Origin of the sequence: Trichocoleus sp. DQ-A1, assembly GCF_039961955.1 — a bacterium.
Lineage (GTDB): Bacteria > Cyanobacteriota > Cyanobacteriia > Cyanobacteriales > FACHB-T130 > FACHB-T130.
Genome location: NZ_JAMPKE010000018.1, coordinates 95,890 through 118,500 on the forward strand (window position 1 = coordinate 95,890; position 22,611 = coordinate 118,500).

13 protein-coding genes and 1 pseudogene are annotated in these 22,611 nt (G+C 43.2%); 7 read left to right on the forward strand and 7 right to left on the reverse strand.

The features are described 5' to 3' along the window. Positions 1-53 precede the first annotated feature (53 nt). Both NDI33_RS17600 and NDI33_RS17605 read left to right on the forward strand, forming a co-directional pair. Positions 54-527: a DUF29 domain-containing protein gene (locus tag NDI33_RS17600; protein ID WP_190677478.1), complete on the forward strand. Its 474-nt coding sequence runs from the start codon at positions 54-56 to the stop codon at positions 525-527. Between the two features lie 90 nt (positions 528-617). After that, on the forward strand, positions 618-2,258 hold the full coding sequence (locus NDI33_RS17605) for an SWIM zinc finger family protein (RefSeq protein WP_190677480.1): 1,641 nt from the start codon (positions 618-620) through the stop codon (positions 2,256-2,258). Positions 2,259-2,524: 266 nt separating this feature from the next. Here NDI33_RS17605 and NDI33_RS17610 read toward each other — a convergent pair whose 3' ends face one another. Continuing rightward, positions 2,525-3,265 carry a DUF6745 domain-containing protein gene (locus NDI33_RS17610; protein WP_190677482.1) on the reverse strand — a complete coding sequence of 247 codons (741 nt, stop codon included), beginning with the start codon at positions 3,263-3,265 and terminating at the stop codon, positions 2,525-2,527. Between the two features lie 292 nt (positions 3,266-3,557). Between NDI33_RS17610 and NDI33_RS17615 the strand changes: the two genes are divergently transcribed. Together NDI33_RS17615 and NDI33_RS17620 are read left to right on the forward strand one after the other, a co-directional pair. Further along, positions 3,558-4,961: a reverse transcriptase family protein gene (locus NDI33_RS17615; RefSeq protein WP_190677484.1), complete on the forward strand. Its 1,404-nt coding sequence runs from the start codon at positions 3,558-3,560 to the stop codon at positions 4,959-4,961. Positions 4,962-5,186: 225 nt separating this feature from the next. Continuing rightward, on the forward strand, positions 5,187-7,025 hold the full coding sequence (locus tag NDI33_RS17620; protein WP_190677486.1) for a VWA domain-containing protein: 1,839 nt from the start codon (positions 5,187-5,189) through the stop codon (positions 7,023-7,025). Between the two features lie 127 nt (positions 7,026-7,152). On the opposite strand, the gene NDI33_RS17625 is transcribed toward NDI33_RS17620, so the two are convergent. Beyond that, entirely contained in the window at positions 7,153-7,437 is a 285-nt protein-coding gene (locus NDI33_RS17625; protein ID WP_190677488.1) for a DUF1778 domain-containing protein, read from the reverse strand. Positions 7,438-7,549: 112 nt separating this feature from the next. On the opposite strand from NDI33_RS17625, the gene NDI33_RS17630 reads away from it, so the two are divergent. Beyond that, positions 7,550-8,014, forward strand: a complete 465-nt coding sequence (locus NDI33_RS17630) for a hypothetical protein (protein WP_190677491.1) — start codon at positions 7,550-7,552, stop codon at positions 8,012-8,014. A 279-nt stretch (positions 8,015-8,293) separates the two neighbouring features. On the opposite strand, the gene NDI33_RS17635 is transcribed toward NDI33_RS17630, so the two are convergent. Further along, the gene (locus tag NDI33_RS17635) at positions 8,294-9,724 is read right to left on the reverse strand and encodes a WGR domain-containing protein (RefSeq protein WP_190677494.1); all 1,431 of its coding nucleotides are present in this window, start codon (positions 9,722-9,724) and stop codon (positions 8,294-8,296) included. 790 nt (positions 9,725-10,514) lie between these two features. Between NDI33_RS17635 and NDI33_RS17640 the strand changes: the two genes are divergently transcribed. Together NDI33_RS17640 and NDI33_RS17645 are read left to right on the forward strand one after the other, a co-directional pair. After that, on the forward strand, positions 10,515-16,046 hold the full coding sequence (locus tag NDI33_RS17640; RefSeq protein WP_190677496.1) for an ATP-binding sensor histidine kinase: 5,532 nt from the start codon (positions 10,515-10,517) through the stop codon (positions 16,044-16,046). A gap of 173 nt (positions 16,047-16,219) precedes the next feature. Continuing rightward, positions 16,220-16,948: an iron-containing redox enzyme family protein gene (locus NDI33_RS17645; RefSeq protein ID WP_190677498.1), complete on the forward strand. Its 729-nt coding sequence runs from the start codon at positions 16,220-16,222 to the stop codon at positions 16,946-16,948. A 48-nt stretch (positions 16,949-16,996) separates the two neighbouring features. Here the strand turns inward: NDI33_RS17645 and NDI33_RS17650 are convergent, their stop codons facing one another. From NDI33_RS17650 to NDI33_RS17665, 4 genes and pseudogenes are all read right to left on the reverse strand, one after another. Then, positions 16,997-21,112, reverse strand: a complete 4,116-nt coding sequence (locus NDI33_RS17650; RefSeq protein WP_190677500.1) for a non-ribosomal peptide synthetase — start codon at positions 21,110-21,112, stop codon at positions 16,997-16,999. A gap of 88 nt (positions 21,113-21,200) precedes the next feature. Then, a complete protein-coding gene (locus NDI33_RS17655; protein WP_190412279.1) occupies positions 21,201-21,599 on the reverse strand; it encodes a hypothetical protein in 399 nt (132 codons plus the stop codon). A gap of 161 nt (positions 21,600-21,760) precedes the next feature. After that, positions 21,761-22,471, reverse strand: a complete 711-nt coding sequence (locus tag NDI33_RS17660; RefSeq protein WP_190677501.1) for a Crp/Fnr family transcriptional regulator — start codon at positions 22,469-22,471, stop codon at positions 21,761-21,763. A 40-nt stretch (positions 22,472-22,511) separates the two neighbouring features. Further along, a pseudogene (locus tag NDI33_RS17665) lies at positions 22,512-22,611 on the reverse strand (IS982 family transposase); the annotation flags it as partial.

Genomic DNA, 22,611 nt, shown 5'->3' on the forward strand with positions numbered 1-22,611 from the left:
AGTTAGAGGAATGCGATTTTTTTATGTCAACGGTATATTTTAAGAGGTGAAATATGACCGCAGAACCTATACTATCATCTGGTCAATTTTCTAGCTTATACGAGGCAGATTTCTATAGGTGGACGCAAGAGCAAGTAAAGTTGCTTCGAGAAGGAACATTGAGTAGTTTAGATATCCAAAACTTGGCGGAGGAAATTGAGTCTTTGGGCAGGCAGGAACGACGGGAGTTAAGGAACCGTTTGGGAATTTTGTTAGGTCATTTACTCAAGTGGGAATTTCAGTCTAGTCACCGTTCTAAAAGTTGGCTTGCCACAATTCGAGAACAGCGATACCAAATTTTAAAATTGCTTGAAGAAAGCCCTAGTTTGCAGCCTTATTTACCTACCGCACTAGAGGAAGCCTATCCAAGCGCCTTAAATTTAGCTGTTGGCGAAACATCATTGGATTATGTAGACTTTCCTCCTATTTGTCCTTATGACTTGGAGCGAGAAGTATTGAATTCTTCATTTTTTCCTGGCGAAGCTTGATAAGCGAGGCGGAGCATCTAAAACTTCTCTTCTAGGTTAAATCTGCGTTCATCTGCGGTTAAAAATTATCCTTTATGACTTCGCGAGATTATGGAATTTAACTACAGCTATAACGGAAGTACATCGGTTAATGAAAGCGGTGCAAACACCCGGATGTCCTTTTCTCCGGATACTAAACGCGAACCCACGTACTTTATTGGAGAATTGCGTCAGAATGTCGCCTTTCGTGAGGCAATTAGCGCCTTACATGATGTTGTCGTCTCCGATATGCGGTTCAAACCAAAAGATAAAACGGCATATAAAGAATGGGCAGCAAAACAACAGGATCTAGACTGGCAACTCATCGCCGCACAACGCCAAGAAGTTGCGAATCAAATCAAGCCCTTGCAGGATGAACTTAATCAATTAAGCCAGCATAGTTACCAGCGGCGGGAATCTTTCTACAAAGCACAACGCCGCTATTTTAATTACCTTTTTCAAAAAGACCGCGATGCTTGGTTTGTTCTCGATCCGGTGATTACAGTTCATCCCGATGAAGTATTTTTTGAATGTTTCAGCCAGGATGAATCAAGTTATGGTCGTCTCGGTGCCAGCTACGAAGTTTTTAAAAACATCAACGAGTTTGCCTGCGGTACGACTAATATTGATTATTCAGCGGCACTTTACGATGAGTTTCAAAAAATCCGCAGTTACAAGAATACCAGCTTTGAAATAGATCCCTCTGGTTTTGAAGTTCAAACTACTCACGAAGAAACTTTTAAAGAAGTCAAAATCGATTTACCCGACAGTTGGGTAAGAGGCTTTTTGCAAGTTAGTTCGGCGATGTCTTTACCAGCGACGCGAGTTGATTTGCATCCGATGGATATTTACAATATGTGCTTTGTGTTGCGTCGCCACAAGGAAAAACAAGGGCCTCGCAGTATGCGCTACCATCTTAAACCTGGGGAACCTGTGCGGATAACGTTCGACCCGTGGGGAATTGAAATCGTTTGTGCGCGATCGCTCTACACTGGATCGCAATCACAAGAAATCCGCGTTTGGGGACGCCGCCGCCTTCACATCCTCGAACGTCTCATCCCCGTGGCGAAAAAGTTTACCGTTCACCTACTCGGTACGGGTATGCCTTCCTTCTACGTCGCTGACTTAGGCGATATGTCTTTTACCCTCGGTTTATCGGGATGGACGGCAAATGACTGGTCGCAATCTGGTAACTTTGACTTGATGGCACCCCGCGCCGACATCGACAAATGGACGCAGCAACAAATTTTCGAGGCGCTGAAGAAGAATTGGATAGAAAGTCCCGACTCGCTTGCGGAACGCCTTGGTTTAAACCGTGCCGTAGTTCTCGGTGCATTAAGTGCTTATACGCAAGCCGGACGTGCAATTTATGACTTAAACAAGCAAGTTTATCGAGTGCGGGAACTGACGCGAGAACCTTTACCGATGGAACGCCTACGCTTTGCCAACGAGCGAGAAGAGAAGGCAACCCGTTTCTTGGTTTACAATGCTGTGCAGGTGACTAATGTTACCAGCGACGCCACGAAAGCGTTTAGTCTGCAAGGTAATGTTTCAGACAAAGATAAAACCTTGAATCCTTCATTGACAGTTGACGCAGATGAGCGTATAATAGCCGCAGAATGTACTTGCAACTGGCATCAACAGAATAAGCTGTACAAAGGCCCTTGCGAACACATTCTGGCGTTGCGAATGCAACACGCCCGTCAGTATTGACGAATCACGCGCACCTAATCAGTTGGTAAACAGCCTTGCAATCCGGACGATGGATCGTCGTCCTTGCGTTTAGCCTAGCCATGCACCACTAGCCTGCTCTTAACTGTGCGGTCATTCAGGGCTACCCCCTTTTCCGGTGGGACTTCCCTGAAGTGTAAGAAGGGGGTAGCCCTGAGACCGCTTGAGTTGAGCAATCTAGTCCTGAGATGTTTACGAAGGGGCAACCAACTGACAGCTGCGCGTAATTTTTTTTCTCAATCGATGTTTCAGTTCTCAGGTAATCCTACGCCGTGATACGCATAAATACTGAAACCATCGGCAAACTGCATTGCTGGTTCTTCTTCAGCGTGAAGAAGTTGCTGATGATCGTAGAGCAGTTTTGTGGGGCGATCGCACACAATGCAAACAAATTCGCAATTATCTTCGCTAGTATGTTTAACAAATATATATATCCAGCCGCAACTTTTGACGAGCGACTGCAACACTTCCCATTCTCTCTGCTCACTTTCATTAAGAGAGCAATTTAAGACAGAAAAACAGAAGTCAATAAAACTACATCGAACAAGCCAGTCTTGAGGATTCACGTCGTGAGCAAAGTTGGTAACGGCTCTCCTTGAGATTTCCGGTTGCTGGTAAAACCGATCCAATAGTGGGTTCCACAGCCTACTCAACAGCTCATCCATTGGCTCAAGCAGTTGGTCGCAAAGTTGGCTAGTAACAGGGTCGGACAGTTGCTCAAACAATTCGTCTTCTAACTTAGCCAACCAGTCAATCTGGTATCCCTCTTCCCAGCCCGGAAAGTAAACATCAATATCCTTCAAAAAGCTATAAAGGCTATCGAAAAAAAGAATTTTAGGTTCTTCATTCCAACAAACAGTGCAGGCAACATTGACGGCTTCAGCAGCTTTTTGACGAGCGATTGGCTCGGTGGAAAGTGCCAGGGATATCCATTTTTCTATGTAAACCGGAATCAGAGCTTCTTGCTCTGGAGTAAGCTTGTTAATCAAGGTTGCCGACCTCGTAAGAAAATCTTTGCCTACTCTAATTGTGAGCGAGGCTTTCCCTCGGAGTCACAAATTTTTATTTTCCCATATCCCTAGTCCTGAGATGTTTACGAAGGGGCAACCAACTGATAGCGGCGCGTAATTTTTTTATATTCTCTCGTTCCCAGGAGCAGCCTGGGAATGCTTTTTTGGAAGTTCCAGCCTCCATCAATTCCAGGTTTCAAGGATTATTGCGCTGTTGACACTGAGTACATACGTACTATAATTGCGGAAACGCATCGCTACTTCTACAAATATGTCAGATCAGCCTCGTACCCGCCAGGAACTCTACGATCGCATCCGACAAACGGGCAAAGAGGAATTTATCCTCGAAGAGATGATACGTTATGGGTTCTGGCCTGCACAAGGCGAGATACCCCAAGATCCAGCCGATGACATTCGGCGGATGGGGGAGATCCGGCGAGAACTGGAGCAACTGCGACAGCAGAGTTCGCGTCTTCACAACGAAAAGGAACTTCGCAAGCAGCTACTCAAGCAACGCCTCGCCGAGTCGCAGCGAAAGCGACAGGAGACGAAAGAACGGCGGGAACGGGAAAGGCAAGAACGAGCGCAAGATTGGCGGCAAAGAAAAGAGAGAGAAATCCTTTATCTCGGTGAAGATGTCTCAGGTGGACTCAACTATACTGAGTGCGATGAGGAAAGGTTGCGAAGTTATGGATTACCTTTGTGCGGTACACCCTACGAAATTGCCGCTGCGATGGGAATTACTGTGGGACAATTGCGCTTTCTCGCTTTTTCCCGCAAGACTTCGACAATTTCTCACTATATCCGCTTCAAGATTCCTAAAAAAACGGGTGGAGAACGGCTGATTTCGGCACCGATGCCACGCTTGAAGCAGGCGCAGCATTGGATTTTGGGCAATATTTTGGAAAAGCTGGAACTGCACGATGCAGCTCATGGTTTTAGACGCGATCGCTCTATCGTCAGCAACGCTCAACCTCACGTAAAACGCGACGTAATTATCAATTTTGACCTGAAAGATTTCTTCCCCTCAATTTCTTATAAGCGAGTTAAAGGACTTTTCCACTCATTCGGTTATTCGGAAGCTGCGGCAACAATTTTCGGGTTGTTGTGTACCCAACCGGATATCGAGGAGGTTGAATTAGACGGCAAAACTTATTATGTAGCACTTACCGATCGACATTTACCCCAAGGTTCGCCAGCTTCTCCAGCAATTACGAATCTAATGTGTCGCCGCTTAGATCGACGGCTTACCAGTATGGCTGACGAATTGGGTTTTGTTTATACTCGCTACGCTGACGATTTAACTTTTTCGGCTTCTGGTGATAGCCTCCGAAATATCTGCAACATTCTCAAACGCACTCAGTCAATCGTGGCTTATGAAGGGTTTTCGATTAACGAACAGAAGACTAGAATATTGCGGAAAAATCGGCAGCAAGAAGTTACTGGAGTTGTCGTGAATGATTATCCAAATATTTCTAAAAAAGAGCTAAAACGTTTTCGTGCTACTTTGTTCCAAATTGAGAAAGATGGCTTAGAAGGTAAGCACTGGGGAAATTCTGATAATGTGATGGCTTCAATTCAGGGTTATGCCAATTTTGTCGCTATGGTTAATCCGCAAAAGGGTGTTGAGTTTCAAGAGCAAATTCGACGAATTTGGGATAAATACAGACGGTAATACTGAAAAAAATATCACGGGTTAGCGATATATTCTTAGGGGCATGGCATTGCCATACCCCTACAATTTTTGATTTTTTTGGGATTTGAAAAATATGCGATTTTCTCCATAAAAAATCCGAAATTTCCATCTCTACTCTTGTAGTTTATCTAAGTCACAAATCACCAAAACAGCATTCTCGACTCGACGCTAGAAACTGCACAAAATATCTAGAGGACGCTACAAATGAAAGCAACTTACTCCCTGAGTCAATCGCTTATTGCAGCCGCTACCCCGTCCACCGTAGACTTGATTGTTAGTTTCAAGGCTGAAGAAGAAACGCGCAACAAAGTACCGCGTCTTCCGCTTAATTTGAGTGTAGTAATTGATAGATCGGGTTCGATGGCGGGAGCGCCACTTAAGAATGCTATTCAAGCTGCACAAAGGCTTGTGGAATATTTGACCCCAGAGGATTTTCTTTCAGTTGTAATTTATGACGATACGCCAGAAACAATTCTTCAGCACCAGCAAGTTCAGGATAAAGCTGCGATTCGTTCGCTAATTGGTAAGGTAAAGGCTGGCGGGTGTACTAACTTGAGTGGCGGTTGGTTGATGGGATGCGACAATATAAAATCTCAGCAGTCAACAGAACGTATCAATCGCGTTTTATTATTAACAGATGGACAGGCGAATGTTGGCATTACTGATTCTCAAGTATTAATTAACACTGCAAGACAACAAGCCGAACAAGGAATCATTACTACAACTTTAGGATTTGGAACTTATTTTAATGAAGATTTGCTCATTGGTATGGCAAATGCTGCCGGGGGAAACTTCTATTTCATCCAATCACCTGACGATGCTACTGATGTATTCAGAATTGAACTGGAAAGCCTCACGTCTGTTGTCGCGCAAAATCTGACGGTGACGCTGCAACCAGAGGATTCTGTACAAATTACCGGGATTCTCAACAATTACCGATCCAATCCAATTGGCAATAACTTTGAAGTTTTCTGCGGCGATGTTTATGAGGTAGAAAATAAGCAGCTAGCCGTAGAATTGTCAATACCTACGCAAGCAAATCTTGGGTTAAAAAATATTGCCACCGTTGCTTATAAATATCAAGCGGTTGTCGATGGCAGCATTCAACAATTCACTGACGAAATCCTGATTAGCCTAACCGTTACTGATGCTGAATCAGCCAGTAAGGTGCAGCCAGATGCAGGGGTTGTAGAGCAAGCGAGTAAGCTGAGGATTGGTAAGGTAAAAGATGAAGCGATCGCACTCGCTGACAAAGGAGATTATACCGCCGCATCCCAGAAACTTCGCAAGACAATCGAGGATCTCAAGCTCAAAGCATTGCATGAATCCTTTGAAGTTGCCGAAGAGATGGAACAACTGGATTATTATGCACAACGCCTGGAGAGCAAAAAGTTTGATAGTGTCAGTCGTAAGGAGATGCGAGATCAATCTTACCAGGCACTTACACGCGATCGCGGCGATTTAAAATTGCGCGGACTTGCTGCGAGTGCCAACAGCTTACAAGCAGTTTCCAGCGTGGATGCGGGAGTTTTGGTAAAATGCGATCGCATTAGTGGTAAGTTGCGGATTCACGTCATTTCTGACGGTTACAATCCTGATTTTAATGTGCAATTCCCTCGTAATATTCGGGAAGAAGGTGTCACCTACATTGTTGATGAAATTAATCTATCTGCTAACGGTAGCTTTTATCGCGTCTCCGGTAACATTCGCCGCTTAGTGCAACCTGGACAAGAACGCGCCGCATCATCTCAAAATGGTACATCTTCTTCCAGTCCGAAACGACAAAAGCTGAATGCACCAGCTTCTGCTGCCGATTTAGAAACAGTTGATACTGTAGGTGATGGAGTTATCGTGCAGTGCGTAAAAGAAGGCAGTAAATTGAGAGCCAGAGTCGTGTCGGATGGATACGATCCTAACTACAACATCCGCTTTCCCCGTGACATTCGAGAAGAAAACGTTCTCTATGTTGTTGATGAAGTGGAAGAAGCTAAAAATGGCGGCTCTTATGTCGCTTATGGAAAGATTCGCAGGTTAGTTCAATAGGACTTTTTTAACGCAAGGGTACGCCAAGGATAGCGCAGAGGTACGCAGAGAGTGTCTGTGTTCTTTGCACTATCCTTGATTCTTTTTCACTCGTGTGTCTGCTGAAGAGGTTATGGTGGGATGTATTTTATTCCCAAGGGGTTTGTGCCTGAAGCAATTCAATTAACTTTTCGTTTTTCGTTGGAGAGGTGTCTAGAGCCTTGTTAAAAGCTTCCCACTGTTCATTACTAAGACGAAATAATCTCAGAGCCAGCAAAGCCTCCTCTGCTGCTCGATATGCCGCATCTAGCATGAAAGCACTCCGAGTTTTACCACAAAGACTCGCTGCACTATCTATGAGGTCGAGCTGATTTGGCTCAATTCTCATATTTACGACTTCGGCTCGCTTAATCCTTTCTGCTTTGTCACCCATAGCTACTCACCTTTTATATAGCGTTTAGCCCTGTGTATTTATATTGTAAATACAATACTGCCAGAACAGTTAACAGGGAATAATTGTTATCTCGGTAGATATAGTTACACTTATGAAACAAATCATAGGAAATGTAAAACAAACTATAGCGCAAAAAGAAATACTTTGGGCTTATCCAATTGCGCGAGAGCTACAAAAATATCACTATACTCTGGCAATCCAATGGGCAATAAAATGCATACAAATATATTCATCCGAGATTAAATCGGATAAACTCTCCCAACTTAATAAATATATTCAGCAAGCAATGGAAGAGCAAAATGTTTTAACTCCTTCACAGTGTCTTGAAATTAGTCGAGAAATATGGTATTTGCCTGAAAGGGAAGAAATTCAAACCGCCATAGCTCGGCTGTGGGGTTCTATATCAGCTTTTAAAGATGGAGAAGAGCATGGTGGAGTAATGGAAACCACTATGGCTGTTGAATTAGTATTACCTGATATATCCGAACGTCGTCTATTAGATCGATATCTAGAAGCTGCTGTAAGAATTTGTGAAGAATACGAATCACAAAACTAGGCGTGTGAGCAGTTCGAGCTAACCTCCGTAGGGTGGCAAAATTTTACTAACAACCAAAACTAACCATTAATTGCCCACAATTCACCAAATATACCGATTTTCATCTCCTGGCCTTGCAACATATCTTAAAGACGCAAAATTATTCTGGACATTTGAATATAGAGGATATATGCAAGAAGTTAATTTTGCCAGAGAGCAGCGTGATTTTGAATCAGCAAGAAAAATTATTCTCAATGGTCTACTAGCTGCTTGATATTTTTGTAAATCTGAGATGCACCCTTAACGAGACACTAATTTCTTGATATCCCCAAAAGCACGATAAAATCCACCGCGAGAAGATTCGCGCACCTCTTCCACCAGATAACGCGCACCTTCAGAGCGAATATTTTGAGGAAATTGTACTTTCCAACTGGGATTGTAGCCAGGAGAAATAGCGCGAATTCTTAACTTCCCGCCTTCTTTAAAGCACTCCACAATTACTCCTTGAGTGGCGTTCGATGTCGTTTCCAAAGTATTCGAAGGAACGGCTGCGGCAACGGCAGTGGGTGCTTTAATGTTAATAGCCTGGGGAACTGTACCCGCTTGCGCTGCTTTGATTGCAGTTTCACTAGCGTCGATGCAAGCAAGAGAACCATCGGTGGTGACGATGTAGAGATGGTCATCTATAAACTGCATGGAGAAAGCCGAACCGCAGCCAGTGGCTAGTTTCCAAAGACGCTCTCCTTGTTGACTAAAACAATAAATTGAGGAGAAATTATCGCCTGCAAAGACATATTTACCTTCTTCAGCAGTCGCGCAAGAATAAACAGGTGCATCACATTGATAAATTGTGCTAATTTCCCCTTTCTTGGTAAAGCAATAAACTTGATTCTCACTGGTACTAGCATATACAAATGCTTCTTCTTGCCAGCCAAATAGCACCTCACCGCGAGTTTTTTGATTCCAAATCTTCGTTCCATCTTCCCAGTCATACATGGTTACGCCGTTGCTGTGACCGTGATAGATACCAATCTCATCGCAGCGCACCATCCAGCCATACTCGCCACTACTTTTTTTATTCCATTGAGACTCATCTTCGTGATTGATAGTTGTAACATTTCCAGCGTCATCAGAAACACCGAGAATGGCATCTTTGATATCCAGCCAGAAGATATTCACATTGGGGGCAATTTCATAAGCGACACGAGGAATTTTTCCAGTCAAATCGTATACTTTGCCATCATCGCATCCCGCATAAAGCCAGCCTTCATCAGCAACAATACACTTCACGCCGTCAGGAAGACGAAACTGATTTTGGACAATTCCCGTATGGCTAAGAGCAAAAATTTGACCCGCTTGATTGCCAACCCAACAGCGCGAGTTGTCAATAAAGATGCCGAAAGCAGGGGAAGAAGAGGCAAATTTCCAAACTACAGGTGCTTGGTTTGCAGTTGAGCGATCGCTCTTTATTTCCCGTCGAGTCACGGGACGTTTACTTCGCACGCCCATAACTGCTTGTTCGTAACCTTTCTTCAGTTTCTCATTAATCTTTTTGGTCGCCTCAGCTTTAGCTTTTTCCGGGGTTGGATAGGTTTTAACTTGAGTTTGTCCTGAGTCACCAATGCGACCGTAACGAATCGATACTTCCGTACCGTTGACAATTACTTCATAAAATTTGTGAGAACTACTATCTGACTCTGACAATTCTAGATACGTTTTCTCTTGAGTCATTTTTTCCTCCAATTCTGTATGTATTAATAAATATCTATCTTGCCTAAAATTTTCCATTCTTAATTCAGTATTCTGCTGTGTTAAAAGGAGAAAATTAAAATTCCAAAAATAGCATAAATCCTCTTTTAACTTTGCACTTTGCATTCATAAATGAAAATCAGTAAAATTTCAGCTCAAGCTCACTTCCTTGGATTCGTATATGTATGTCAACTTTATATCAAATAAATATAGTAATTAAAGTAGAATTAAGAAAAAAGTCCATTTGTTAACTTTTTATAAAAATTGGACATAAAATATTTTTTATTGATAAATACAGATTTATATATTTTTTGTAAAATCATTAACATCCCAGTCTTTTCGGTTGGTCTTGCAATCCTGAAAAATTCACCACTGGCAGGCGAATCTCAAGAATAAGTTTTTTGAACGAGGATTAGATGCAGTTCCAGATGGCAAGCAATGTTTTTACAAGCATTAAAATACACTTGGTTAGACTCTTTTAATCCTTTTTACTCAAACTATCTCTAACATTTGGCTACATTTATTTGGACAAGTCAAGAAAGCAATTAGTATTTTAGGTTACATTTTTTAGAGTGTCAGAAAGATGACTTGCCCAAACTGTGTATACACTGATATTCACTGAGGAGAAAACTATATTTCCGTATAAATACGCTTTCAATTAATCGAATAAAGTTTTAATTTTACTTCAGCACAATAGGCTGATCTAGTGTTCACTTACAAAAAGCGTCTCTAACTGGACTGGATCGCCTACAAATCCGTAAATGGAATAATTATGAGAACAATTCCGGGATATCAGATTTTTGAGCTAATTTATGAAAGTAGCAAGTCGCTTGTGTATCGAGGATGCCGACTTCGGGATAATTTGCCTCTTATTCTTAAAGTTATCAAAGAAGACTATCCATTACCAGAAGAAATTTCTAGGTATAAGCAAGAATATGAAATTACCCGTTCGTTGAATATAGATGGTGTTGCTAAAGCGTATGATTTAAAATCATATCAAAATACTCTAGTAATGCTCTTGGAGGATTTTGGGGGTCAATCTCTAAAGATATTGATGGACAAACAAAATTTTACAGTTTTAGAAGCTATTAAAATTACTATAAAAATTGTTGAAACTTTAGCTAAACTGCATAATTTAAACATTATTCACAAAGATATTAATCCATCTAATATTGTTTTTGACCCAAAAAGTAGGCAAGTCAAATTTATTGATTTTGGGATTTCCAGCGTTTTGTCGCGGGAAAACCCTACCCTAAAAAATCCTAATGTTTTAGAAGGCACTCTTGCCTATATGTCGCCAGAGCAAACTGGCAGAATGAATCGTTCGCTGGATTATCGTACTGACTTTTACTCCCTTGGCGTTACCTTCTACGAGCTTCTCACTGGCAGACTACCTTTTAATGGTACTGATGCAATAGAGTTAGTACATAATCATATTGCGCTTACGCCAATTCCGCCTCATAAGCTTAATCAAAACATTCCCAAAGCAGTTTCGGACATTGTTATGAAATTGCTGGCTAAAACTGCTGAAGATAGATATCAAAGTGCTTATGGAATTCAAGCAGATTTAGAATATTGTCTAACTCAATTAGAAATAAATAACCAAATTCCAGAGTTCTCTCCCGGTCGTCATGATATCTCTAATAAATTTCAAATCCCTGAGAAGCTCTATGGCAGAGAGCAAGAAATTAATACTTTACTAACAGCATTTGAACGAGTGAGCCAATTCTCGTTTGGTAAGCCAATGCCAGGGGATATTGAGATGATGTTGGTGTCGGGTTATTCTGGCATCGGCAAGTCATGTTTAGTGCAAGAAATTTACAAACCAATCACTCAACAGCGAGCTTATTTCATTTCAGGGAAATTTGACCAGTTTCAGCGGAGTATTCCCTATTCTGCTGTCGTCAGCGCCTTTTCTGCCTTAATCCAGCAACTTTTAACGGAAAGCGAAGCACAGCTCAACCAGTGGAAAGAAAAACTCCTAGAAGCCCTTGGCTCTAACGGGCAAATTATTCTTGATGTTATTCCTGAGGTAGAACTCATTGTCGGTTCTCAGCCTAGAGTTCAGGAATTAGGGCCAACTGAATCCCAAAACCGCTTTAATTTAGTCTTTCAAAACTTTATTCGGGTATTTTGCCAACAAGAACATCCATTAGTCATCTTTCTGGATGATTTGCAGTGGGCTGACTCTGCCACGCTCAAATTGATGGAGTTGATGATGACGGATGATCAAACGCATTATCTATTTCTCATTGGAGCATATCGGGATAATGAAGTCAGCTCCACTCATCCCTTGATGATGACGCTGGATAGTTTACGCGATGATGGAGCTATCATCAACCAGATTAATCTAGCACCTTTAGAACTTGAGCATATTACCCACTTGATTGCTGACACCTTGCATACGGATAGGGAATCAGTAAGATCCTTAGCTTCCCTCATCCTGCGTAAAACAGAAGGAAATCCCTTCTTTGTCAATGAATTTCTAAAAACTCTATATCAGGAAAACCTGCTTACCTTCACCCCCCCTCAGACCTTTCTTACTCAGGGGGAAGAAGAGGCAAGTAAAGCCCTATGGCAATGGGACATCGCTCAAATTGAAGCGTTGGGTATTACTGATAATGTTGTCGAATTAATGATAGGAAAATTAAAAAAATTGCCGAACTCAACACAGCAGGCTTTACGGTTAGCAGCTTGTGTCGGTAATAGTTTCGATTTAAATACCCTGTCTATCATTTATGAGAAATCAATTTATGAAACTTTTAAAGACCTTTTGCCAGCTCTGAAAGAAGAATTAATTAAGCCTACTTCTGTGTTGGAAACGACCGAAGAGGAAGGGGTTAGTTCTCAACTATTAGTTTTTAATTATAAATTTTCACACGACCGCGTGCAACATGCAGCTTATGCACTGATTGATAACTCGCTTCAAAAAGCAGTTCATCTCAAAATTGGCAATCTCCTTTTAGCAAGTACGCCTTTGGAAGACCAGATAGAAATAATTTTTAAATTAGTCGATCATCTAAATATCGGTTCTGACTTAATTGTCGATGAAGAGGCAAAAATTGAATTAATAATATTGAATTTGGAAGCAGCTCGAAAAGCGAAAGATGCAACCGCATACAGCTCAGCACTTCACTATTTGACTGCTTGTATGAATGTTTTACCAAGCGATATTTGGGGAAACCGCTACGATCTAGCTTTTTCATTGCATAAAAAACGAGCCGAAATTGAGTATTTAAACGGTAATTTTGCTCAGGCTGAAGCCTTGCTGGAGCTAACCCTATCTCAAGCAAAATCAGTTCTCGACAAAGCTGAAGTTTATAATATGCTGATTGTGCAGCATACCATGCTTGCGAAATACCAAGAGGCAATTCAAGCAGGGCGTAATGCTCTTAGTCTGCTAGGAATTGACTTACCTGAAGGGGAATTAGCAACAGCAGTTGAGCTAGAAATAGGCGAAGTTAATAAGAAATTAGAAACCCATGATATTGGGTCTTTAATTAATTTAGAAGCAATAAAAATTCCGGAAGTAAAAGCAGCAGTCAAATTATTAGCAAACATGGGGCCGTTAGCATATTTTGTTAATTTTGACCTTTGGCAGCTAGTTACTGTTAAAACAGTTAATCTTTCTCTCACCTATGGTTATGCATCAGGAGCAGCGTATAGCTACTCGTGTTATGGAATGATACTCAGCGCAATTTTAGGGAATTCCCACTCTGGTTATGAGTTTGGGGTGCTAGCAACTAAACTAAGTAATAAGTTTAATAATGTAGCTCAAAAATGTGCAGAATTGGTAGTTCTTGCCAATTACTTGAGTAATTGGGTGAAGCCAATTAAGTTTAGTCATACAATTAATGATGAGGCATATAAAACGGGGCTAGACTTTGGAGATTTGCAATGGGCAGGTTATACTCGTCTTCACAAAGTCATTGCTTCCTTCCATCAATGTAAAAGTTTAGAGCAAAGTTTAAAACAAATACCTCAGTCTTTGCTATTTTGCCAAAAGAGTAAAAATCAATGGGCAATTGATATAATTTTAGGTTATAACCTAGCGGTGTCGAACTTGATAGGCATGACTGCTGGAACCTCATCTTTTGAAAACGATGGGATTAGCGAATCCAACTTCTTGACAAGTTGCGAACAACATCAAAGTTCGGCGGCAATTTGTGAATTCCATATTTTAAAAGCCCAAATTCTTTACTTATACGAAAAACCGGATTTAGCTTTGAACAGTAGTTTGTTAGCTTCAAAGCTACATACTTCTATTTTCGGTCATATCTCAGTATCTACACATAACTTTTATCACTCACTGATTCTAGTTGCTCTCTATCCGAATGCTTCAGAATCTGTACAAAAACAATCTTGGGAGACGTTAGCAGCGAATCAAAAGCAGATGAAGATTTGGGCAGACAACTGTCCAGAAAATTTTCTGCACAAGTACCTGTTAGTAGAAGCTGAAATTAGTCGCATCACTGGCAATGATTTAGAGGCGATAGACTTGTATGAACGCGCCATCGAGTCCGCAAAAGAAAATGAGTTTATTCAGAATGAAGCTTTAGCGAATGAACTCGCTGCTAAGTTTTGGTTAGCGAAAGGAAAAGAGAAGTATGCTAAAGTCCATATTACAGAAGCTTATTACGGCTATCAACGTTGGGGAGCTAAGCGCAAAGTAGAAGATTTAGAGGAAAAATATCCGCACTTTCTGACTAAAACATCTATTCTGCCTCGCGTTAAAGATACTCCCACGACTACTGGACATTCCTCTACGGGTAGTAGTTCTAATACGTTGGACTTCACCACTGTGATGAAAGCTAGTCAAGCGATCGCTGCTTGTATCGTGTTGGATAAGTTACTAGCTTCTTTAATGAAAATATCTATCGAGAATGCTGGCGCACAAAAAGGTCTACTACTCTTGGTAAGAGATGAAAAACTGCTGATTGAAGCCCGCTCATCGGTTGAATCAAAAGAGGTTATTGTTCGACAGTCAACTCCGCTTAAAGGTTGTCAAGAGTTACCTCTGACAGTGATTAATTATGTAAAAAGAACTCGCTCAGATGTGGTTCTAAATGATGCGGCTAGTGAGGGAAAGTTTATTAATGACTCTTATATAGAGCTAAATAAATTGAAGTCCGTTCTCTGTATGCCTATCATTAATCAAGGGAAATTAATCGGTATTCTCTATTTAGAAAATAATCTAACATCCGGAGCTTTTACTCCCGATAGAATAGAAGTTTTAAGGGTACTTTCAGCTCAGGCAGCAATTTCTCTGGAAAATGCTATGCTTTACAATTCGATGGAACAAAAAGTCCAAGAGAGGACGCATGAGCTAAATGAAAAGAATGTACGGTTGTCCCAAACTCTACAAGAACTTAAACGTACTCAGACGCAATTAATTCAGACCGAGAAAATGTCTAGTTTGGGTCAATTAGTAGCGGGTGTTGCCCACGAAATTAATAACCCAGTTAACTTTATCTATGGCAATCTTGTCCACGTTAATGAATATACTCAAGACTTACTAAACCTAATGCAGCTATATGCCAAGCATTATCCCAATCCGGTGTCTGAGATTCAAGACGAAGCGGAGGCGATAGAAGTAGATTTCTTAGTTGAAGATTTACCAAAAATGCTGTCGTCGATGAAGGTGGGGGCTGACAGAATTCGTCAAATTGTCCTGAGTTTGAGGAATTTTTCGCGCCTTGATGAGGCAGAAATGAAAGAGGTCGATGTTCACTCAGGGCTAGATAGTACGTTGTTAATTCTGCAAAACCGCCTGAAAGCTAAGACAGAAATTCCCGCTATTAAAGTGATTAAAGAGTATGGTTCCCTGCCGCTCATAGAGTGTTATGCAGGTCAGCTTAACCAAGTATTTATGAATCTTCTGGCTAATGCGATCGATACTTTGGAAGAAGTCATGAATAATGGTTCAAAAACAATAGGAGATTACCAGGAAATAGCCCAGGCATCTTGTTTATCTTCCTGGGAACAAAAAGAACAAAATTCTCATAACCAATTGCGAATTAGCGATTACCAATTACCGACAATTCGGATTCGCACCTGTGTCGTAGACGAAAGTCGGGTTCTGATTGCCATTGCTGATAATGGCCCTGGGATGACAGAGGAAGTCAAAAAACGTATTTTCGATCCTTTCTTTACTACAAAACCGATTGGTAAAGGGACAGGGCTAGGGTTAGCAATTAGTTACCAGATTGTGGTGGAAAAACACGGCGGTCAATTGCAATGTTTTTCCACACTTGGGCAGGGAACTGAATTTATTGTTGAGATTCCGATCCGTCCGCAACATTAACCTTTGTCTTCACAAGCCGATCTCCTTTATCAGATAGAGGACAAGCAGCATTCTCAGTAATTGTGCTTATGGATTTTTTTATGGAAAGCTCATAGTTACGCACATTCACGGTGGACTAGGGATTTACAGAAAGGCTACCACTGAGGGGTAAGGTTAGCGGGAAGAGGTAAGTCATGCAGCTCCTAGACAATTGCTCGATTGCTACCGAGAGAAAAGTAGGACTTCACCAATTGTATGTAGAAGATATCGTGAGATGCACCACGCTATCAGAAGCAGTGCTGATGGTAAATAAGGCTTATGATTTCCACCGTCATCCTTACTTTATGTGGATGCAGGCACCCTCTACCTCACGGGCACAATTTCTTTCCACACAGCTACCAATTTGTTTTGCAATTGAGTCATTTTCGCAATCATTAGCGGCAGTTTTGGCTCGGACTCCAGTATTAGAACGGCGACTTTCGGTGATGGAAAACGTGGCTGAAGAACATGGTCACGGCAATTTATTGACCTCTCACAAATACACCTTCCGCCAATTTTTGCGTGCTTTAGGTGCCACTCCAGAAGATTTAGAAATACCCTGTCCTGCATCAGTGTTAGCTTTCAATCATTCACTTCTGGGCTACTGTCTGACGCAATCAAGTGAAGCGGGTGGAGCCGCTTTGGGGATGCTGGAGCATCTGTATTCGAGTGTTAGTGGGATGATCGCCCGCACGATTAACGAGCGAGGTTGGGCAGCACCGGGTAGCCAGTCACACTATACTGTCCACGAGGAACTTGACGTAGAACACGCACGAGAACTGTTGACTTTGGCAGAACCCAGTTGGGAGGAGCCACGCAACCGCGCTCATGTTGCTCAAGGGCTGGTGCTGGGTGCCCACTACTTATGGGCATTGTACGAATAGTAAGCCACGGTAAGAGCGATCGCTACATCACAGAGTAAGCGATCGCTCTTATCTTCCGACCTGTGCATTCTCAATACAGGTTCTTAACTGTTCGGTGAGAACCTGGACATGGGGTTTCTTGAGCATGGTTAGGTGATTGCCAGGAATGTTATAAATTTCCACTCCTCCTCCAGCTAGCTCGCCCCAACCCATACTTGGATCTTGATTCGCAGCGATATTTTGTTCGCTATTTTTCAAAAGAGTAATTTTGCTAGGATAGACTTGCGGCACATAGCTAAGCGCTGCTTGACTATTCGCTTGAAAAACCCTAAGTATCGATTTACTTCTTAATTCTTTTAATATTCGTTTTTTAGATTCTTTAGAGATTAGCTTGCTTTGGGGCTTGTCGGTAGCGGCTATAAGATAAAAATAATCCATAAAATAAGGCCATATATGTCGCGCTACTGTGTTCATCAGAAACTTTAAACCGTCCCCGAAGGAAGGTTTGTTGTTAGAAACTGGGGCTGAAGTATCCAGTACAGCAAGTAGAGCTACTTTTTGCCCAGATTTCTGCAATTGTTGAGCCATTTCAAAAGCAACCAAACCTCCAAAAGACCAACCTCCTAAAAAATAAGGGCCATTCGGCTGCACTGCACGTAAGGCATCAATATAATAAGCCGCTATATCCTCAATACGAGTTAATGGGGATTGTTCTCCGTCCATACCCAGAGGTTGTAGCCCATAAAATGGTTGTTCTGTCCCCAAATGATATGCGACTTCATAATAAGGAAAGATTACTCCTAAAATGGGATGAACGCAAAAGAAAGGTGGATTTTGACCTTTAGGCTGAATTGCAACTAAGGGCGACCAATACGGAGAATCAATTTCGGGAGATAGCGCCCTTGCTAGACCTTCAAGGGTTGGATTTAAGAACAGGGTAGACAGCGGTAATTCGCGCTCAAATTGCTTGCGTATCTGCTCCATGAGGGTGATACTCAGCAGCGAATTTCCCCCTAAATCGAAGAAGTTATCGTAAATACTTACACGCTCGATGTTAAGAACTTTAACCCAGATTTTGGCGAGGACTGACTCAGTAGGATTACGAGGTTCAATGTAAGCCTTATCTAGGGTTTGGCTAGTTGAATTATCGGGTTCGGGTAAGTTCCGACGATCGACTTTGCCATTAGGTGTTAAAGGCAGAGCTTCTATCATGACAAAAGCTGAAGGAACCATGTATTCTGGCAACTTCTTCCTTAGGAAATCACGGAGTTCAATGATTGTAGGGGTAAAATTTTGGGCTGGCACAATATAAGCGATTAAACGCTTATCACCAGATATCTCTGTAGCAATTACCACCGTTTCTCTGACTGTCGGATGCTGAGTCAGCAGTGCCTCAATCTCTCCTAATTCGATGCGGAAACCGCGAATTTTTACTTGGTCATCAAGGCGACCTAAAAATTCAATGTTGCCGTCTGGTCGATAACGAGCTAAATCGCCGGTTTTATAAAGACGATCCTCCCTACCCCCCTTTAAAAGGGGGGAGAAAAAAGAATTTTTTCGGGTTTCTTCTTCATTTTCTATTTTTGCCTTTTTGAAAGGATTAAGAATAAATCGTTCGGTAGTTAAATCAGGGCGATTGAGATATCCCTGCGCCAGTCCATCACCCTGAATGTACAATTCGCCAGTAATTCCGATGGGTACAGGCTGTAAATATTTATCTAATATATAAATTTGAGTGTTAGCAATTGGGCGACCGATGGGCGGCTTTTTGCTATTGTCATTAATTTCTGAAATCGTAGCCCAGACAGTTGATTCAGTTGGTCCATAAGCGTTAAAAAATCTTCGATCAGAAGCCAATTTGTTTACAATATCTTTAGAACAAGATTCGCCTGCACAGATGATAGTTTGCAGCGCAGGAAGTTTTTCTGGTAATACTGCGAGTACAGTAGGCGGGAGCGTGGCGTGAGTAATCGCATTCTCGCGCAATAACTTGATTAAGGGTTGTCCAGGCAGAAGAGATTCTTTTTTGGCTAAATAGAGAGTTGCTCCCGATCGCAATGCCATGACAATCTCGAAGATTGAGGCATCAAAACTTAAGGATGCAAATTGCAGGATGCGATCGCTTGGCTGTACCTTGAAAACTTCGAGCTGAGCTTCTGCTAAGTTAGATAGCCCTCTGTGCTGCACTAAAACGCCTTTTGGTTTTCCAGTTGAACCAGAGGTGTAGATGACATAAGCTAGATTTTCAGATGTTACGTTGCTGCTTGGGTTGTGTTGGGGATGGTGAGCGATCGCATCCCAGTCCGTATCCAAACCAACTACAGATAAACCGTCTTGGCGATCCCCCCAACAGGTCTTCAACAGGGAGGATAGATGGGAATGAGTTAGCAAGATGGATACCTGAGCGTCCTCTAGCATGAAGCTAAGACGTTCTTGTGGATAGGTTGGATCTAAAGGCAGGTATGCTCCTCCGGCTTTGAGGATGCCTAACAGTCCTACAATCATCTCTAGGGAACGGTCTATACAGATGCCAACTAGAACGTCTGGAACTACCCCCAATTGTTGCAGGTGGTGTGCAAGTTGATTGGCTCTGATGTTGAGTTCGCGGTAGGTTAATTGCTGATTTTCAAAGATGAGCGCGTTCGCGAAGCGTGCGTTTAGCGCAATCGCATCCGGGGTCTGCTCTACTTGTGCCTCAAACAACTGATGAAAGCACTGGTCTTGCGGGTAATCTCTTCTAGTATTATTCCAATCAATTAATAACTGTTGCCGTTCGGCTGCTGTTAATAAAGGCAACTCGCAAAGGCTTTGCTCTGGATTTGCGACGATACCTTCCAGCAGCGTTTGAAAATGCCCTAACATCCGGGTAATGGTAGCATCATCAAATAAATCGGTGCTGTAAATTACCTGTCCTTTGATAGCTTCCGGCGATTCCCACAGGTGAAACTCTAGGTCAAACTTAGCGCTGGGGTTGTCAAAATCTAGATGCGAGAGTGTTAACCCAGGTAACTCTAGCGCCTCGATAGGTGTATTTTGCAGGCTAAATGCAACCTGAAATAATGGATGCTGGCTCAGGTTACGCTCTGGATGCAGTTCTTCTACTAGCTTCTCAAAGGGTAAGTCTTGATGGGCATAAGCGCCTAGCGCCACCTCCCGGACTCTGCTCAGCAATTCCAGAAATGTTGGATTACCTGATAAGTTGGTACGCAGCACCAGACTATTAACAAAAAAACCAATTAATCCTTCTATTTCGCGGCGGTTGCGGTTGGCAATGGGCGAACCGACTACAATATCTGATTGCTGTGTGTAGCGGTAAAGTAAGGTTTGAAATGCCGCTAAAAGGGTCATGAACAGAGTCACGCCTTGGCGCTGTGAAAGTGCCTCTAGTTCCTCACTCAGGCTTTTCGGTAACTCTAGAAATTGCGTCGCGCCTCGGTAGGTTGGAGTAGCTGGGCGAGGTTTGTCAGTGGGCAAGTTTAGTGAGGGGAGATTGTCCAGCTGCTGCTTCCAGTAGGCTAACTGAGTCTCCAGAACCTCACCCTGTAGCCATTCGTGTTGCCAGTCAGCAAAGTCTGCATATTGGATGGGGAGTTCTGGCAAGGGCGATCGCTCGTTATTGCCAAAAGCGGTATACAGCGTTCCGAGTTCCCGTATTAGCACTCCAATCGACCAGCCATCGGAGACAATGTGATGCAGATTCAGCAAAAGTACGTGTTCTAAGGAGTCTAGCTGTAGCAGCATCACTCGCAGTAACGAGTCTTGAGATAAATTGAAAGGACGCGATCGCTCCTCGGTAGCCAACCGTCGAGTTTCCGCTTCCCGTTCGGTTGCGGGTAGATGCCGCAAATCTACAAGGGGCAGGGGTATGGTTAAGCTGGGAGCAATGACTTGAACGGGTTGCCCATCAAGCATCCTAAAAGTGGTACGCAAGGCTTCATGGCGACGCACGATTTCGTTGAACGTCTCTTCCAGCGCCGAAGCGTTGAGCGAACCCGTTAGGCGAAGTGCAGTCGCTACATTGTAAAAGGTATTGCCAGGGAATAGCTGGTCGAGGAACCACAGCCGCTGCTGGGCAAAAGATGCCGGAAAGACAAAGACCTCCGCTTCTTGCTCAGTTACTTCTTGCTCAGTGTTGAGTGCTTTCTCATCAACCGTGAGGTCGTTGTCGGTAAAATTCTGAGTCATCCGCAGATTGTACCACCGGGCATAGTTGTTCGATTATGTTGCCCATTTCCCCACTTTCTGGTCTTCACGCAGGCTGATTAGGCTGCGTCTATACCGCGCAAAGACGGTACAGAAGATTCATCAACTGTTCCCCATCTTCTAGGTAGGTCACGTACTCGCTTTCGCTTATCTTAACGTCCTTACCTTCCATATCTGAACCGTAGCGCTCAGCCATGACGACAATTGGCGTAGTGTTGAGCAGTTCCGCCCCCTGACATATACGCCGTCCCAGGTTAATAACCTCGTCTATCGGCATATCGAACTGGTTAATCAAAATCAGACTAGGGCGATCGCGCACACCACGCGCCAGGGCGATCGCGTCTTCTTCCTGTAGCGCCTCAATCACGTGGTAGCCCCAGATGGAAAGGTTATATTTCAGGAGCGGGCGTGTATCGTCATCTAGTTCAAATATCAGAATTGTCGGTAGCCTATCTTTTTTCTGGTTCATTTGTTGTCCTTTTGCTCCTCTTTAGACCGTTACTTGCAGACTGAGGAGAAGAGACCCTCTTCCAGCCTGACTTAATCTCTACGCAACCTGTACGCGATTGGATGAGGAGCAACGAAAGTGCTTCACTTTCTGCCGCACGAGTGAAGGTGAGAACGCTTTGATCAGCCATCTCTGTCCTTGGCTCCCAGCAAACGGTCGTATTCCTCTCTGAGAACCTGGAAACACTCGCACGCAGTCGCTTCCAGCCCCGCCTGATCCAGGATCTGGACGCGACCCCGGTTGTACCGAATGAGATCCCTCTCCTGAAGCTTTTGGGCGGCTTGGGTGACACCAGCGCGGCGCACGCCCAGCATGTGACCGAGGAACTCCTGGGTAAGCTTAAGGTCATCCGAATCAATGCGGTCTTGGGCTTCGAGCAGCCAGCGTGCTAAGCGTTGATCGAAAACATGGAGGCTGTTGCAGCCAGTGGTTTGCGATATCTGGGCAATCAGGGCTTGTGTGTAGCGCAGCAGTACGTCACGCAGCCCCTTATTGCGATCAAACTCCTCCAGCAGCACCCCTGCATCCACCTTGATCGCACTGCCCGCCATTTGTACGATGTATTCAGTCTGCGTGGTCTCCCTTCCGCCCATGAAGGCATTGACGCCGACCACTTCACGGTTGCCGACTAGACCCGCCTCAACCGTGGAGCCGTCAGTCATGGTGATGGTAATCGAGATCAGGCAATCGATGGGGAAATAGAGATCCTCGATAGTTTCACCAGGATGGTGGAGTATCTTGCCCTGTTCCAGCGAGACTCGCTTCAAGTTGGGAGCAAGCTTCTCGTATACCTCACGGGGTAGGACGCTAAGCAGTCGATTTTCAGTAGTCATCTGGAAAAATGTTAGAAGTCTTATATAACGTGAGTTCGGGTTAAGCAGGCAAGGCAGCATCGTTGATCAGGGAGGGCTTCTTGGGCTGGTGGCAGTAGGCAATTAAGCCGGCTATCAAATTGACGGCAAAGTTGACAGGA